Here is a 15,923-nt window from a genome sequence, read left to right on the forward strand (position 1 = left end):
CCTGGGGGCGGTGGACTCCCCGGCCGGTGGGGAGGCGCACCCGGGGCGGGAGCCCGCGCCTGCCCTTCCGCGCCGGGGCGGCACTACTAGGGTGTCGCGTATGCAGAAGTGGGAGTACGCGACGGTTCCGCTGTTGAGCCACGCGACCAAGCAGATTCTGGACCAGTGGGGCGAGGACGGCTGGGAGCTCGTGGCCGTGCTGCCCGGCCCGACCGGCGAGCAGATGGTGGCCTACATGAAGCGGCCGAAGGAAGGCTGAGCCATGGGACGGTGGACTGATCGCCTCGCTGAGCTGGGGCTGCGGCTGCCGGAGGTGGCCGCGCCCGTCGCTGCGTACCAGCCCGCGGTGCGCACCGGGTCCCACGTGTACACGGCGGGCCAGCTGCCGCTGGTGGAGGGCAAGCTCGCGGCCACCGGCAAGGTCGGTGGCGAGGTGGACCCGGAGCGCGCCGCCGAGTGCGCCCGCACCTGCGCGCTCAACGCGCTGGCCGCGGTCGACTCGGTCGTGGGCCTGGACGCGGTGACCGGGGTGGTGAAGGTGGTCGGCTTCGTCGCCTCGGCCGAGGGCTTCGGCGGCCAACCGGCGGTGCTCAACGGCGCTTCCGAACTGCTCGGTGAGGTCTTCGGCGACGCGGGCCGGCACGCCCGCTCCGCCGTGGGCGTGGCCGAGCTGCCGCTGGGCGCGCCCGTCGAGGTGGAGCTGATCGCCGAGGTCGGCTGAGCACCTGTTCCTCGCCCCCTCCGCTGCGAGCGGGGTGTCGTGTTGCAGCGGGTCCGTCCGATTCGGGCGGGCCCGCTTTCGCATGTGCCGGGAAATTTCGCGCCCGCACCGGTGTGCGCGATGGCCAACCAGTAGGCTGCGGTCACCACCTGTTCGGAGGTGCTTCCTGGTGTGGTTCGAACAGGTGATACAGCGAGCAATCGTTCGGCCGACTGTATCCGCAGTGTTCATCGTTCGGGGTTGATGAGCACGGGCTGATACGACCAGGCTTCGCCTGGAGGAGTGGTGGAGCGGATGCCCGCGCCGAGGGAGTCGAGCCTGGGGAGGGGCGACGTGGCGGTGCGCGAAACGGAAGTGCGGTGTCACGAGCTGCTGTTGCGGCTGGCCGACCGGTTGCCGGACCGGTACCTGTGGCGCTACCGCGACTGGCTCGCCGGCGGGGCGGCCGACGTGCTGGCCCGCGTGCTGCCGGCGGCGCTCGTGCGCGAGCGCATCAGCCTGCCCGACGACGAGCAGCGCCTCCTCGCCGAAGCCCTGATCCCGCTGGGGGCCGACCCCGCGCTGGTCAACGCGATCCTGCCGCGGTCGGTCGCCGCGGAACCGGACGTGCACTTCAGCGCGCAGCCCCCGGCGAGCACCGCGGGCGCGGGCCACTCCGACGTCCTCGTCCTCGCCGCGACGCTGCGCGGCCGCGCCGGGGTGCGCGAGGTGCGCACCAGCTGGCGGCACGGGCCGGAGCCGAAGCGCGTCGTGCTGATCACCGCCACCGCGGACCACATCGAGCTCGCCGGTGAGGTGCAGCGCGTGCTGCGCGCGCTCGGGGACTCCGCGCCCCGCGTGGAAGTGCTGCCCACCGAGGCCGCGGTCGGGGCCCACCACCGGGCCGCGCTGGCGGCCGCGGAACTCGTCTGCACGGGTCCGGAAGCGGCCCGCGCAGCGCACGAGCACGGAGAGCACACCGCTGGATCCATCGCGGACGCGCGCGGCTGAGCTCGGCCGCCACTGTCCGCGGAACACGTCGAAGGAGGGCACGCGTGCTGGATGTGGCCGAAACAGCCGGTCCCGGGGAGCGGTTGCACACGCTCCTGCTGGCGATGACCGGGAGGGTCGACGACGACGCCGTCAACAGCACTCGGGAACTGCTCGGAGCGGCGCAGGCCGACACCGCCGCGCACTTCCTCACCGGATGCCTGCTGGCGGGGCGCATCCGCGTCAGCGCCACCGAGCAGCACCAGCTGCGGCGCACGCTGTCCGACCTGCACCTGGACGCCGAGCTCGCCGAACGGCTGTCCGTGGTGGACCAGCCCGAGGAGCCCGCCGCGCACCGGTTCGACGCGAGCTCCGAGCCCGAGCACGCCCTCACCGGCGCCCTCGCCCCCGTGGCGCACCGGCTCACCGGGCTGCGCGGGCTGTGGACGACCTGGCGCACCACCCCGGCCGGGGACAACTCCGGAGCGCTGCCCCGCCGCGTGCTGCTCGCCGAGGTCGGCGCCGACGGCTCGCCGGCCGCTCTCGGCTACCAGCTGCTCGAAGCGCTGCGGCAGGCCGGCCTCGACTGCTCGGTGGACGTGTTCGCCAGCGGCGCCGAGCTGCCCGAGTACCACCGCGGAGCGCTCGCCGCCGCGCACCGGGTGCACCTGGAGACCCCGGTGGAGACCGGGGTTCCGGCCGTCGGCACCGAGGCGGTCACGATGCCCGCCGCGGTGCCCGAAGCGACGCCGCGGGAGCGGATGCCGCGTTCGACCTCCCGCGAGTCGGATGCGGAGGGTGCTCCACACCGCGTTGAGGTCGCTTCCGAACCCCAGCACGCCGCGCCGGACCCGGACGTGAGCGCGGCCGCCGGGGGGTCCGTGCCGGAACCCGTCTTCCCGCGGATCTCGCCGGAGGAGTTTCCCGCCGCCGAAGCCGAACCGGAGTCCCCGCGGGCCGAGGCGGCACCCGCGCCCGCGGCGCTCGCCGAGCACCCCGCTGCCGGTGCGGACGCAGCTGCGGTGGACATCGCTGCGGTGCAGGAGCCGGCTCCTGCCGAGACCCCCGCCGCTGCGGCTGCACCGGCGGAGGTCCCCGCGGACCTCCCCGCGGAGACCCCGGTGGATACCTCCCCGGATGCCTCCGCGGAGACCCCGGCCGAGGTCTCCGCGGACCCCGCTGCGCAGCAGGAATCCGCGGACCCCGACGACGATGCCTCCGTGGGCGTGCCCGCGGCCGTCGACGCCAAGCTGACCGACCGGGAGCGCAACCTCCTGCGCAAGCTGCACGAGGAGCTCGCGCAGCGGGAGCAGGACCGCACCGGTGAGGAGGGCGGGGCCCCCGTCGCGGCCGGCGGTGCCCAGCCCGGCCGCGCCGAGGGGTGGTCGCAGGGATCGGCCGGCGGCACGGGCGGCTTCCCGCCGATCAACCCGCGCTGAGCACCGCCCGCTCGTGCGGGTTGGCGCCGACCGTTCGGTTTCCGCGCGGCTCCGCGGTGCATAGGGTGGCGCGTATGCGCCTGCCCCCTGACATGTCGCTGCCCGAGGGGTTCGTGCCGGACCCGCCCCCGGACGTGCCCGCGACGCCGAAGGACGCGGCCACCGTGGTCCTGCTGCGCGACGGGGCGTCCGGGCTGGAGGTGTTCCTGCAGCGGCGGGTGACGGCCATGGCCTTCGCCGCCGGCATGACCGTCTTCCCCGGCGGCGGCGTCGATGCGCGCGACGCCGAGGCGACCGTTCCCTGGGCCGGCCCGCCGCCCGAGTGGTGGGCGCGGCGGTTCTCCTGCACGACCGCGACCGCCCGCGCGCTCGTGTGCGCGGCGGTGCGCGAGACCTTCGAGGAATCCGGCGTGCTGCTCGCCGGGGCCGACGCGGACACCGTGGTCGGCGACACCGCGGGCTTCGCCGAAGCCCGCTCGTCCCTGGTCTCCCGCGAGCTCTCGCTGGCCGAGTTCCTGGCGGACGAGGAGCTGGTCCTGCGCGCCGACCTGCTGCGTCCCTGGGCGAACTGGGTGACACCGGAGCGGGAGCCGCGGCGCTACGACACGCGGTTCTTCCTCGCCGCCATCCCCGAGGGGCAGCGCGCCGACGCGGTCACCTCGGAGGCCGCGGACGCCTACTGGCGCGCCCCGGCTGCGGCGCTCGACGACGCAGAGCGGGGGCGCAGCGCTCTGATGCCGCCGACCTGGGCGACCTTGGCGGAGGTGGCCGAGTACGCGAGCGCACCCGAGGCGCTGGCCAGCCGCTCCAATCGCATGCGCGAACGCCTCACCAAGGTCGTGCCGCGCATGGAGTTCCGCGACGGGCGGTGGCACGTGGTGCTGCGCGGCGCGGCGGAGGAGGGCTTCTCGGGAGTGGACCTGTCCGGGGAGGGCTCGTCGGGGCTGGCGGAGCCGTCGGGATGGGCGGGGCCGTCCGGGACGGCGGGTGCGGAGGGCGGCGCGGACGAGGGCGCCGGTCCGGCGGACGCGCGATGACCGGTGACACCTGAGGACCGGTGACACGCGACGAGGAGGAGGAACGGCATGTCCCACCCGGCCTACGGCGAGCTGCGCGCGGTCACGGCGTGCGCCTCGGTACTGCTGGCGAACAACCCGTCGGGCATGACGCTGGAGGGCACGAACACGTGGATCGTGCGCGCCCCGGGGGTGCGGGAGTGCGCGGTCGTCGATCCCGGTCCCGGCGATCCCGAGCACCTGGAACGGGTCCGCGCGCACGGGCCCGTCGCACTCATCCTGCTCACCCACCACCACCCGGACCACACCGAGGGCGTCGCGGAACTGGCCGCCCGCACGGGCGCGCCGGTGCGCGCGCTCGACGCGGACCTGTGCCGCTCCGCTGCGCCGCTGCGCGACGGGGAGGTGCTCGAGGCGGCCGGCGTGCCGCTGCGGGTGCTCGCCACTCCCGGGCACACCGCTGATTCGCTGTGCCTGCACATCGCGGGCGAGGAACCGGCCGTGCTCACCGGGGACAGCGTGCTCGGCCGGGGCACCACGGTCGTCGCGTCCCCGGACGGGCACCTCGGTTCGTACCTGTCCTCGCTGCGCGAGCTGGCGGGGTTCGCGGAGGGCACCTGGGCTCTGCCGGGGCACGGGCCGGAGCTGCCGGACGTGGCCGAAGCCGCGGCGGGCTACCTGCGCCACCGCGAGCAGCGCCTCGACCAGGTGCGCGCCGCGGTGGCGGAGCACGCCGCGACGCCGACCGCGCGGCAGGTCGTGGAGGTCGTCTACGCCGACGTGGATCCGGCGGTGTGGCCTGCTGCGGAGCAGACGGTGCGGGCGCAGCTGACCTACCTGGCCGAGCGGGGGGAGCTGGCCGCGGACCGGTGGTGAGGAGCGGGGCTGTGCGCTGGGCAGCGCCGGTGTGCGCGCTGGGCAGCGCGGGTTCGCTGCGGCCGGGGTGCCGCCCGCGTTCTCCGGCGTCCGCGGATGACCGGTGGTGCGCTGGGCGGGAGCGTGCGCTGAATCACCCCGTTGTTGGTGATTCCGGGACTGGCGCGCAAGCCGGGTCCGTGACGCATACTGGATTGGACCGGCGCCGGGGCAGTCTGCGGACGGCCCGAATGAGGTTCACTAATTCGGGTGAAAGATGCAACCAGAACGCCCAGTGCCGCGTCCTGTCAGGTGAGAGGTCTTGAAGGCGCGAGCGAACGTGCCGCATCGTCGGAAAGTGAAGGACTTCCGGACTGAAGGACTTCCGGGGCCGGTCGCCGACCGGCTACCGCGACAACAGCCCTCCGGTGCAATGGATTCGGGGCCACGCATCGGAGGATCGGGGGAGCGTGGTTGGTCGTCGGGGGACGAACCACGCGAAGGTGAAGGGGCTGCGATGCCGCGTCGGGGGTGGCGTCTCAGCCCCTTCACTCTGCCCGCCCCCTCCGCGCGGCCCGACTTCCCGCACTGCCCGGCTCCCCTGCGCTGCCTCGTCCCTTCGCGCGTCGCCCGCCAATCTGGACCTTTTCCAGAGAGCGCAATTTTCATGAAAATTGGAAGCTGTCCCCACACGAGTGCAGTACAGAGCATCCCCACGCGATCGGAGGACAGCGCGGCGCAGGTGCCCGGCTCGCGGGGACTGCGCAGGGGAGAAGCGCACGGGGGAGAAGCGCGCGGCGGCAAGCCGAGTTTGCCGCGAGCAAAAGTAAGTGTGCGAACTAAATGGCACGACGCGCGCGTCGACTGAGGGCCCCAGGGGCTCCCTGGAGCCGTCGGCCGACGCGCGTCGTCCTGCCTCTCGGGGTACCCCGATCCGCTCAGCGGGCGCGGCGCGCCAGCCGCTCCGGATCGAGAATGAGCACGCTCTTGCCCTCCAGCCGGAGCCAACCCCGGTGCGCGAAGTCCGCCAGCGCCTTGTTGACGGTCTCCCGGGAAGCGCCGACGTACTGGGCGATCTCCTCCTGCGTCAGGTCGTGCGTGACCCGGAGCAGGCCCGCCTCCTGGCTGCCGAACCGCTGCGCCAGCTGCAGCAGCGCCTTGGCGACACGGCCAGGAACGTCGGTGAAGATCAGGTCGGCGAGCATGCCGTTGGTGCGGCGCAGGCGACGCGCGACCACCCGCAGCAGCTGCTCCGCGATCTCCGGTCGCGTGGCGATCCACTGCCGCAGCGCGGCGCGGTCCATGCTGAGCGCGCGCACCTCGGTGACCGTCGTCGCCGTCGAGGTCCGCGGACCCGGATCGAAGATCGACAGTTCACCGAACATGTCCGATGGGCCCATGATCGCCAGCAGGTTCTCCCTGCCGTCCGGCGACTTGCGCCCGAGTTTCACCTTGCCGGACTGAATGATGTAGAGCCGGTCTCCCGGCTCGCCCTCGGCGAAGATCACGTGTCCCCGCGGGAACTCGACCGGTTCCAGCGACTGTGCTAGTGCCTCCGCCGCAGCCGGCTCCACCCCTTGGAAGATGCCGGCCCGGGCCAGGGTCTCGTCCACCTCGTCCCTCCTGCTGAGACGCGGCGGCTGGTCTGTTCATGCCGGACCCGCGTTTGCGCGTCTGGCGGTACGCCGCCGTTACTACCAGTAATTCTACGACTGGTCCGGGGAACGGCGTGTACGCAGCCTGCCGGCGCGTCCCACTCTGCGAAGTCTGAACAGCTCCAACGCGCGTCCAATGCCCTGCCGGAACAGCGCCCGCACCTCGTCCGGACGGGCGTTCTCCAGCAGTTCTTCCACCTCGTTCTCCTGCACGGCCACATGCCGCAGACGGGCCTCCACGCGTTCCATGAACAGCGTGAAGAACATGATCACGAGCGGCACGAGGATCACGAACCAGGCAGTCATAACGGTGAAATCCTCGCTCATCCCTTCGTGGTCGTTGCAACCGGGGGTCGGTGTGCGGTGCGTACCGGTGGTCACCTGCCGTGGTGACCGGGCCCGTACTCTGGAGGGGTGGCCGACCAAGCTGGAAGCGGAGCCGACGCGGCGGGCAGTGCCGGCGCGCCCGCGCGCCGCAGCGGCGCCGGGCGCTCGCGCAAGCGGCGCGCGGAGACCCACCTCGGGCTCGTGCGCAGGGCGCGGCGCATCCTGCGCGCGCTCACCGAGGCGTACCCGGACGCGCACTGCGAGCTGAACTTCGAGACACCGCTGCAACTCACCGTGGCCACCATCCTGTCCGCGCAGTGCACGGACAAACGCGTGAACGCGGTCACACCCGCGCTGTTCGCACAGTACCCGACGGCCGCGGACTACGCCGGTGCGGACCGCACCGAGCTGGAGGAGATGATCCGCTCCACCGGCTTCTACCGGAACAAGGCGAGCTCGCTGCAGCGCCTCGGCGCCGAGCTCGTCCACAGGCACGACGGCGAGGTGCCCGGCTCGCTCGACGAGCTCGTCAAGCTGCCCGGGGTCGGGCGCAAGACCGCCAACGTGATCCTCGGCAACGCCTTCGACGTCCCGGGCCTCACCGTCGACACGCACTTCGGCCGCCTCGTCCGGCGCTGGGGCTGGACCGCCGAGGAGGACCCGGACAAGGTCGAGCAGGTCGTCGGCGAGCTGATCCCCCGCAAGGACTGGACCATGCTGTCGCACCGCGTGATCTTCCACGGGCGGCGCGTGTGCCACTCCCGCAAACCCGCGTGCGGTGCCTGCCTGCTCGCCGCGGATTGCCCCTCCTACGGCGCGGGCCCGACCGACCCGGTGACCGCGGCGAAGCTCGTGCGCGGGCCCGAGGCGCCGCACCTGCTGTCCCTGGCCGGGGTGCGCGAGGAGGTCCCGGAAGCCGCTGTCGAGCAGGCCGCCGCGAAGGAGCCGACGGCGTGAGCCGGCGGACGAGCGGGTGGCGGGAGTACGGCACGGAGATCCGCTGGACCGCCGTGGTGCTCGTGCTGGCCGCCGCGGGCGTGATCGCCCTGTGGCCCCGCGGGGGGCAGGAGCCCGCGCCGGACGCGGACGCCCCGCAGCGGGATCGGCCGCCCGCCAGCACCGAGGTGGACCCGGCGCAGCGCGCGGCCGCCGACCTGCGGTCCTGCCGCGAGCAGGGCCCCGCTGCCGGGCAGCGGTCCGGTCCTGGGCAGCTGTCCGGGGCCCGCGGCACCTGCATGGCCGACGGCAGCCCGGTGGGTCTCGGCGAAGCGGTCGGGGACGGGCCCGCGGTGATCAACGTGTGGGCCACCTGGTGCGCGCCGTGCCGCGAGGAGCTGCCGGTGCTCGCCGAGTACGCCCGCGCGCAGGACGAGGTCGACGTGCTCGGCGTGCAGGTGCGCAGCGGGGAGTCCGCCGGCCTCGGGATGCTGCGCGAGCTCGGCGTGCACTTCCCCAACGTGCACGACCCGCGCGGCGAGCTCCGCTCCGCGCTGTCCGCCCCGAACGTGCTGCCCGTGAGCTACCTGGTCACCGAGGACGGCGCGGTGCACCGCCTCGACGTGACCGTGTTCCGCTCGGTCGATGAGGTGCGCGCGGCCGTGGACGAGGCCAGGCGGAGCTCCTGATCCGTTCCGCGGTTCGCCGGCCCGGCCCCGCGGATTCCCGCACTGCGGGAAGGCGTCGAGGCCGGTGCTGGACAGCCCGGGTGCGGCGGAGTAGGCACACTCCAGGTGGGTGACCCGCAGGCGCGGCGCCGCCCGCTGTCGAACCCGCGAAGGGGGTCGGAGTGAACGACGTGGATTGGCGGCCCGGTCCGCTGTGCCCGCTGGAGGACGTGCCGCACTGGCTGCACCCGCTGGTGGTCGACAGCGCGGAGATCGAGGCCACCGCCTTCGGCTGGCCCCGGAGCCGTCCGCCCGCGCACGCGCGCCCCGCCGCGGTGCTGCTGCTGTTCGGCGCGGGTACGCGCGGGCCGGACATCGTGCTGCTGCGCCGCGCCGACGGGTTGAACTCGCACCCCGGGCAGGTCGCCTTCCCCGGAGGCGGGATCGACCCCACCGACCGCGGCCCGGTCGACGCGGCGCTGCGCGAGGCGGCGGAGGAGGTGGGGCTGCGTCCCGCGGGCGTGCGCCCCCTGGCACTGCTGCCGGAACTGCACGTGCCGCACAGCGGTTTCCGCGTGAGTCCGGTCGTGGCGCACTGGGAGGAACCGTCCGAGGTGCGGCCGGTCGACCCGGGGGAGACCGCGGCGGTGGCGCGGGTGTCCATCGCCCGGCTCACCGACCCGGCGTACCGGGTGCGCGTGGGACGTGCCGGCGCTCCGGCCGGACCGGCGTTCCTCGTGCCGGGCATGCTGGTCTGGGGGTTCACCGCGGGCGTGCTGGCGGGGGTGCTGGACCTCGCGGGCTGGACGCGGCCGTGGGACAGCGGAGACGTGTGGGAGCTCACGGAGGCGTGGCACCAGGCCGAACGCGCAGGGGCCGTCGACCACGCGGAGGGCTGAAGCATCGCCCGGGCGGGTCGGGACAATAGGCTGGTGTTCGGCGGGCCGGCCCGGTCCGGTGCCGAACCGGAGGACGAGTTCGCATGCCGCGCGGATCGGGGTGAGCCGTGAACTGGGTCGACCTGCTGGTGGTGCTGCTCGCGCTGCTCGGCGCCGCGTCCGGGGCGCGCAACGGGCTGGTCACCGCCCTGTTCTCCCTGCTCGGGGTGTTCGTCGGCGCGATCGTGGGTCTCAAGCTCGCGCCGCTGCTGCTGGAACGGCTGGACGACCCGCTGGCGCGGATCGCCTTCGGCGTCGGCATCGTCGTGCTGCTGGTGGCCCTCGGCGAGACCTGCGGCATGTGGGCCGGGCGCGAACTGCGGGAGCGGATCACCGCGACCGGCCTGACCGGGGTGGACAACGTGCTGGGGGCGGTCCTGCAGGGCGTGGCCGTGTTCGTGGTGGCCTGGCTCGTCGCCCTGCCGTTCACCTCGGCCACCGCCACCCCCGGCCTCGCCGCGGCGTTGAACCGGTCGAACGTGCTCAGCGCGGTCGACGAGGTGATGCCGCCGCAGGCCAAGCAGATCCCGGCCGAACTGCGCCGCATCATCGGCTTCGACCAGTTCCCGCAGGCCCTGGAACCGTTCTCGGAAACCCCGGTCACCAGCACGCAGCCGCCGAACGGGCAGCTCGCGCGCAGCCCCGTGGTGCGCGAGGCGCAGCAGAGCGTGGTCAAGGTGCGCGGTCGGGCCTACTCCTGCGGGCGGTCCCTGGAGGGCACCGGGTTCGTCGTCTCCGAGCACCGCGTGATGACGAACGCGCACGTGGTGGCGGGCACCGACCAGGTCGCCATCGAGATGGGCAGCGGCGAGTTCCAGGCCGAGGTGGTGATGTTCGACCCGCGGACGGATCTGGCCGTGCTGTCCGTGCCCGACCTGGACGCCGAGGCCATGTCGTTCGAGCAGCAGCCCGCCCGTTCCGGCGACGACGTGATCGCGCTGGGCTACCCGCTGGACGGGCCGTACCACGCCTCCCCGGGGCGCGTGCGGGAGCGCGTGGCCCTCAACGGCCCGGACATCTACGGCGAGAGCGGTGTCGAGCGGGACGTCTACACCGTGCGCGGTGACGTGCGCAGCGGGAACTCCGGCGGTCCGCTCATCGATCCCGAGGGCGACGTGGTCGGGGTGGTCTTCGGCGCCGCCGTCGACGACCCGGAGACCGGGTTCGCGCTCACCGCTCAGGAGGTCGCCGACGAGGTGCAGGCCGCGCCCTCCCTGTCGCAGCCGGTGCCGACCGGGAAGTGCGCCGCGGAGTAGCCGACCGAGGGGTCAGCGGGCCGGCTGGTGCAGCGGGCCGGTCTGCGCGCGTGACCGGGAAGCGGCTGCGCCGCTGGCCGGGCGGCCCGTGCGGCCGAGCGCGCGATCACCAGTCCGCGCGGTACCGCGTCGGCGCGCCCCGGGCCCACCTCGCCGGGTGCGCCCCCTCATCGGGTGCGCCCCCTCATCGGGTGCGCCGGGGCCGTCGAGCGGAGGATCTCACGCGGAGCTCTGCGAGGCCTCCGCCGTCTCCGCGGAGTGCCGCCGGGTGATCTGCTTGGTGTCGCGCAACGTGGCCATCGTCCGCTTCGGCGCGCGGATCTTGCGCACCCGCAGGAAGCCGAGCAGCGCGAACAGGCCGGCCACGAGGAGCATCAGCAGGAACACGATCCCGAACGCCGCCCACCGCCACAGGCCGAGCTGGGCCAGCCCCTCCGCGAGCGCGAAGAAGAGGAAGAACGTGCTGAACACGAGCACGGCCAGGGCGAGGATGAAGAAGACGCTGCCCTTGAGGCCCTTCTTGACCTCGCTGGTGATCTCGGACTTGGCCAGTTCCACCTCGGCGCGCACCAGGGTGGACAGGTGGGCCGTCACGTCGCGGGCGAGCGCTCCGATCGACTGACCGGAGTCCGTTCCCTCCTCGGACAGCGGGAGGGACGGGACCGCGGACTGCCCCGCGACGTCGTCCTTGCCGTTGGTGTGCTGACCGTTGCTCTCCCGGGCGCTGTTCACGGGCCCATCGTGCCACGCGCGATCTCCGGGCGAACGTCGGACTCGCCGATGTGTCGGGATCCGCGCAGGCGCCCGGCGCGGACCGCCTGTTCACTCCCGCCCGGCGGCCCGCCCGGTGTCGTGCCTCGTGTCCTGCTCGGCGTCCGCCTCGACCGCGCTCGACCCCGGCGCCGAGTCCGGCCCCGCAGCGGGGTCCGGTTCCGCACCCGGCTCGGCCGGCGCCACCGCGGCCTCCGCACCGGTCGCCTCCTCCGCACCCGGCCCGGCGCCGGCAGCTGCGGCGGCGCGCTGACCGCGCACGAGCTTGCCGCGCAGCGACAGCGTCACCCCCGCCAGCACCGTGGCGATGGCCGAGGCGATGAGCACCGCGGCCTTGGCGCGCTCGGCCGCGGCGCCGGTGAGCGACAGCTCGGCGATCAGCAGGCTCACGGTGAAGCCGATGCCGGCGAGCATGGCCAGTCCCAGCATGTCCGGCCAGGTGACCCCGCGCGGCTTGTGGGCCAGGCCGACCTTGATCGCCAACCAGGACACGCCCGCCACGCCGATCAGCTTGCCGACCACGAGCCCGACGATGACGCCGATGGCGACCGGGTCGTGCGCGATCTCCCGCAGCGCCTCGCCGTTGACCGGGACGCCCGCGGCGAAGAACGCGAAGATCGGCACCACGAGGCTCGCTGACCAGGGGGAGAGCCGGTGCTCCAGGCGCTCCTCCGGGGAGCTCGTCTCGTGCGCGTCCCGCTTGACCCGCGTGAGCAGGCCGAGGATGACGCCGGCGATCGTGGCGTGCACACCTGTCGTGTGCACCGCGACCCACAGGGCCACGCCCAGCGGGATGTACAGCCACGACGTGGTCACGCGCCGGTGCTGCAGGTACCAGTAGGCGACGGCGAGCAGCACGGCCGCGGCCAGCGCGACCAGGTTCAACCCGTCGGTGAACAGCACGACGATCATCGCGATCGCGCCGAGGTCGTCGACCACGGCGAGGCTGAGCAGGAACACGCGTCCGGCCAGCGGCATCCACGAGCCGAACAGCGACAGCACGCCGACCGCGAAGGCGATGTCGGTGGCCATCGGGATGGCCCAGGCGCTGCCGGCGTGCGGCTCGGTGTGCCCGATGCCGTAGGCGATGATCGCCGGCAGGATCATCCCGCCGGCCGCGGCGATGATCGGGAGCGTGGCGCTCTTCCAGTGGGCCAGTTCGCCGGTGACGATTTCGCGTTTGAGCTCGAGCCCGACGTAGAGGAAGAAGATGGCCAGCAGCCCGTCCTTGGCCCATTCCGCCAGGCTCAGGTCCAGGTGGAGGACGTGCGGTCCGACCTCGAACTCCCGCAGCCAGGTGAAGGCCTCCTGCAGGGGCGAGTTCGCCAGCACCAGCGCCAGGGCCGCGGCGAGGATGAGCATGAGACCGCCGACGACGTCCTTGCGGAAGAAGTTCCCGATCGCGGTACCCGGTTCGGGTTCGGTCTCCTCGGTCCCGGCCTGGTTCCGAGCGGCATTGGACACGCGAGTTCCCCCGATGCGATTCAATTCGTGCTTGCGAACGCCGACCAGACTTCCCGGCACACCATTCGTTGAAGCTTAACACTCAATCGGTGCACGAGCTGTCGCTTCGCTCATAGGCCGGGCGTTCCGTGAGTCACTCCACGTGACTCGCGGGCGGGTGCGAACGCTCCGCCGGCGGGGTGCGCCGCGCGCGGCGAGCGGCGCGAAGCGGAGCTCGTGCGCAGGGATTTCCGTTCGGATCGAGTTCTCGTCGCAGCGGGGGCTCGCCGCTCCCGATCCGGCTGAGCGCCTCCGGGGTGCCGTGACCGGGTGCGGTTGACCACGGAGCGTCGCCAGCACTGCTTGCCCGGGGCTGCCTGCTGCAGTCCGCTTCCGCCCGTTGCGGGCTCGCGGTGCGGGCTTGCGCCGCGGTGCGACCCGACCCCGCGAGACCCGACCCCGCGGTGGGGTCCAGCCCTGGCGACCGCGACCCCGGCCCGGCGGTCAGGACCCCGGCGATGGGGGACCTGCTGGCCGGAGACCCGCTGAGCGGGGACGTGCTCGCCGGGGTGCCGGACGGGTGCACGCGCACCGCGGCGGGCCGACCCGTGCGATCGGCCCGCCGCGGTTGTCCGCGCGGACTCACTCGTCGGACGAGGAGGACTGCATCCCCTGGGTGATGAGGTCCATGACCGAGGAGTCGGCCAGCGTGGACACGTCGCCGACCTCGCGGTTCTCGGCCACGTCCCGCAGCAGTCGCCGCATGATCTTGCCGGAGCGCGTCTTGGGCAGTTCCGGCACGACCATGATCTGCCGCGGCTTGGCGATCGGGCCGATCTCGCGGGAGACGTGCTCGCGCAGCTCCGCCAGGGCCGCGTCGCCCGCGGCGGAGTCGTCGGCACCGCCGCGCAGGATCACGAAGGCCACGATGCCCTGGCCGGTGGTGGCGTCGGAGGCGCCGACCACGGCGGCCTCGGCCACGTTCGAGTGCGACACCAGGGCCGACTCGACCTCGGTGGTGGAGATCCGGTGGCCGGAGACGTTCATGACGTCGTCCACGCGACCGAGCAGCCACAGGTCGCCTTCCTCGTCGTACTTGGCGCCGTCGCCGGCGAAGTAGTAGCCCTGCTCGGCGAAGCGGGACCAGTAGGTGTCGCGGAACCGCTGGTCGTCGCCCCAGATGCCGCGCAGCATCCCCGGCCACGGCTCGTCCAGCACGAGCAGGCCGCCCTCGCCGTTGCCGAGCTTGTTGCCGGACTCGTCGACGACCGCGGCGGAGATCCCCGGCAGCGGCTGCTGCGCCGACCCCGGCTTCGTCGCGGTCACCCCGGGCAGCGGCGAGACCATGATCGCGCCGGTCTCGGTCTGCCACCAGGTGTCCACGATCGGGCAGCGGTTGCCGCCGATGTGCTGGCGGAACCACATCCACGCCTCGGGGTTGATGGGCTCGCCGACCGTGCCCAGCAGCCGCAGCGAGGACATGTCGTACTGCTCGGGGATGTCCGATCCCCACTTCATGAAGGTGCGGATCGTCGTCGGCGCGGTGTAGTAGATCGAGACGCCGTACTTGGCCACGACCTCCCAGTGGCGGCCCTCGTGCGGCGTGTTCGGCGTGCCCTCGTAGAGCACCTGGGTGGCGCCGTTGGCCATCGGCCCGTAGACGATGTAGGTGTGCCCGGTGACCCAGCCGATGTCGGCGGTGCACCAGTACACGTCCGAGTCGGGCTTGATGTCGAACACCGCGTGGTGGGTGTAGGCGGCCTGGGTGAGGTAGCCGCCCGAGGTGTGCAGGATGCCCTTGGGCTTGCCGGTGGTGCCCGAGGTGTAGAGGATGAACAGCGGGTGCTCGGAGTCGAACGCCTCCGGGACGTGCTGCTCCGACTGGCGCGGCACGACGTCGTGCCACCACAGGTCGCGGCCGTCCTGCCAGTCGACTTCCTCGCCGGTGCGCTGCACCACGAGCACGTGCTCGACGCTCTCCGCGCCGGCCACGGCCTCGTCCACGTTCTGCTTCAACGGCATGGGCTTGCCGCGCCGGTACTGCCCGTCGCAGGTGATGACGACCTTGGCCGAGGCGTCGTCGATGCGCGTGCGCAGCGCCTCCGAGGAGAAGCCGCCGAAGACGACGCTGTGCAGCGCGCCGAGGCGGGCGCAGGCCAGCATCGAGATCACGGCCTCGGGCAGCATCGGCAGGTAGATCGCGACCCGGTCGCCGGCGCCGATGCCGAGGGAGGCCAGGGCGTTGGCCGCGCGGGAGACCTCGCGCTGCAGCTCGGCGTAGGTCACGGTGCGGGAGTCGCCCGGCTCGCCCTCCCAGTACAGGGCCACGCGGTCGCCGTTGCCCGCCTCCACGTGGCGGTCGACGCAGTTGTAGGCGACGTTGAGCCGCCCGCCGACGAACCACTTCGCGAACGGCGCGCCGGACCAGTCGAGGACCTGCTCCCACTTCGTGTCCCAGTGCAGCCGCTCGGCCTGCTTCGCCCAGAACGCCTCCCGGTCCGCGGCGGCCTCGGCGTAGGCCTCCGCGGAGAGGTTCGCCTGGGCCGCGAACTCCGCCGGTGGCGGAAACGTCCTGCTCTCGGAGAGCAGGTTGTCCAACTTGTTGGACTGCCCGTCGGGTTGGCTCATCTCCTTCAAGACCTCCCTGGCTGGTGGGACACCTCGTTCAATGAGCACCGTAATGCGATGGAGCGCACGGCGACAGGGGGCGAGCCAAAATTGGTACAGACCAATTTCTCGTAGCCGGCGATCGGCGCACCGCGGGACCCGCTGCGCCCGCGGTGCGGTGCGTGTATATCACCGCCCGCCCCGGCCCCGGGTGCGGCATCGGGGGCGGTCCGCGCGGGGCACCCACCCGGCAGGACGGGCCGCAGAACCGGTCAGCCGGCGCGTTCGGCCGGGCGTTCGGTCGGGGACGAGCTCACCGGGG

General features: G+C 73.2%; 14 protein-coding genes and 1 pseudogene. 10 read left to right on the forward strand and 5 right to left on the reverse strand.

The features are described 5' to 3' along the window. The first annotated feature begins 100 nt into the window (after positions 1-100). The 6 genes from ACVGV0_RS01130 (at position 101) to ACVGV0_RS01155 (ending at position 5,021) form a co-directional block, all read left to right on the forward strand. Positions 101-259 (forward strand): DUF4177 domain-containing protein, encoded by a 159-nt coding sequence (locus ACVGV0_RS01130; RefSeq protein ID WP_152528303.1) that lies wholly within the window; start codon positions 101-103, stop codon positions 257-259. 3 nt (positions 260-262) lie between these two features. Next, complete coding sequence (locus ACVGV0_RS01135; protein WP_459157984.1) at positions 263-721, forward strand: RidA family protein; 459 nt, start codon at positions 263-265, stop codon at positions 719-721. A gap of 294 nt (positions 722-1,015) precedes the next feature. After that, complete coding sequence (locus tag ACVGV0_RS01140; protein WP_459157985.1) at positions 1,016-1,711, forward strand: hypothetical protein; 696 nt, start codon at positions 1,016-1,018, stop codon at positions 1,709-1,711. Between the two features lie 44 nt (positions 1,712-1,755). Continuing rightward, on the forward strand, positions 1,756-3,129 hold the full coding sequence (locus tag ACVGV0_RS01145) for a hypothetical protein (protein ID WP_459157986.1): 1,374 nt from the start codon (positions 1,756-1,758) through the stop codon (positions 3,127-3,129). A gap of 74 nt (positions 3,130-3,203) precedes the next feature. Then, entirely contained in the window at positions 3,204-4,166 is a 963-nt protein-coding gene (locus ACVGV0_RS01150; protein ID WP_459157987.1) for an NUDIX hydrolase, read from the forward strand. A gap of 48 nt (positions 4,167-4,214) precedes the next feature. After that, complete coding sequence (locus tag ACVGV0_RS01155) at positions 4,215-5,021, forward strand: MBL fold metallo-hydrolase (RefSeq protein WP_459157988.1); 807 nt, start codon at positions 4,215-4,217, stop codon at positions 5,019-5,021. Between the two features lie 917 nt (positions 5,022-5,938). On the opposite strand, the gene ACVGV0_RS01160 is transcribed toward ACVGV0_RS01155, so the two are convergent. Further along, positions 5,939-6,613 carry a Crp/Fnr family transcriptional regulator gene (locus tag ACVGV0_RS01160; RefSeq protein WP_184725400.1) on the reverse strand — a complete coding sequence of 225 codons (675 nt, stop codon included), beginning with the start codon at positions 6,611-6,613 and terminating at the stop codon, positions 5,939-5,941. A gap of 93 nt (positions 6,614-6,706) precedes the next feature. Next, complete coding sequence (locus ACVGV0_RS01165; protein ID WP_459157989.1) at positions 6,707-6,961, reverse strand: hypothetical protein; 255 nt, start codon at positions 6,959-6,961, stop codon at positions 6,707-6,709. A 222-nt stretch (positions 6,962-7,183) separates the two neighbouring features. Here ACVGV0_RS01165 and nth point away from each other — a divergent pair, with 222 nt between their 5' ends. From nth to ACVGV0_RS01185, 4 genes are all read left to right on the forward strand, one after another. Next, positions 7,184-7,939: an endonuclease III gene (gene nth, locus ACVGV0_RS01170; protein ID WP_459159878.1), complete on the forward strand. Its 756-nt coding sequence runs from the start codon at positions 7,184-7,186 to the stop codon at positions 7,937-7,939. Then, positions 7,936-8,607, forward strand: coding sequence for a TlpA family protein disulfide reductase (locus ACVGV0_RS01175; RefSeq protein WP_459157990.1), 672 nt, complete (start codon positions 7,936-7,938; stop codon positions 8,605-8,607). The genes nth and ACVGV0_RS01175 overlap by 4 nt, the downstream gene beginning before the upstream one ends. 161 nt (positions 8,608-8,768) lie before the next feature. Beyond that, on the forward strand, positions 8,769-9,485 hold the full coding sequence (locus tag ACVGV0_RS01180; RefSeq protein WP_459157991.1) for an NUDIX hydrolase: 717 nt from the start codon (positions 8,769-8,771) through the stop codon (positions 9,483-9,485). 107 nt (positions 9,486-9,592) lie between these two features. Beyond that, positions 9,593-10,780 carry a MarP family serine protease gene (locus ACVGV0_RS01185; protein ID WP_459157992.1) on the forward strand — a complete coding sequence of 396 codons (1,188 nt, stop codon included), beginning with the start codon at positions 9,593-9,595 and terminating at the stop codon, positions 10,778-10,780. 219 nt (positions 10,781-10,999) lie between these two features. Here the strand turns inward: ACVGV0_RS01185 and ACVGV0_RS01190 are convergent, their stop codons facing one another. The 3 genes and pseudogenes from ACVGV0_RS01190 to acs form a co-directional block, all read right to left on the reverse strand. After that, on the reverse strand, positions 11,000-11,512 hold the full coding sequence (locus tag ACVGV0_RS01190; RefSeq protein ID WP_459157993.1) for a phage holin family protein: 513 nt from the start codon (positions 11,510-11,512) through the stop codon (positions 11,000-11,002). Between the two features lie 276 nt (positions 11,513-11,788). Then, positions 11,789-13,015: pseudogene (nhaA, locus tag ACVGV0_RS01195) on the reverse strand (Na+/H+ antiporter NhaA); the annotation flags it as partial. Positions 13,016-13,636: 621 nt separating this feature from the next. Then, positions 13,637-15,622, reverse strand: coding sequence for an acetate--CoA ligase (gene acs, locus ACVGV0_RS01200; protein ID WP_459157994.1), 1,986 nt, complete (start codon positions 15,620-15,622; stop codon positions 13,637-13,639). Positions 15,623-15,923: the final 301 nt, after the last annotated feature.

The organism is Salinifilum ghardaiensis (genome assembly GCF_054491345.1).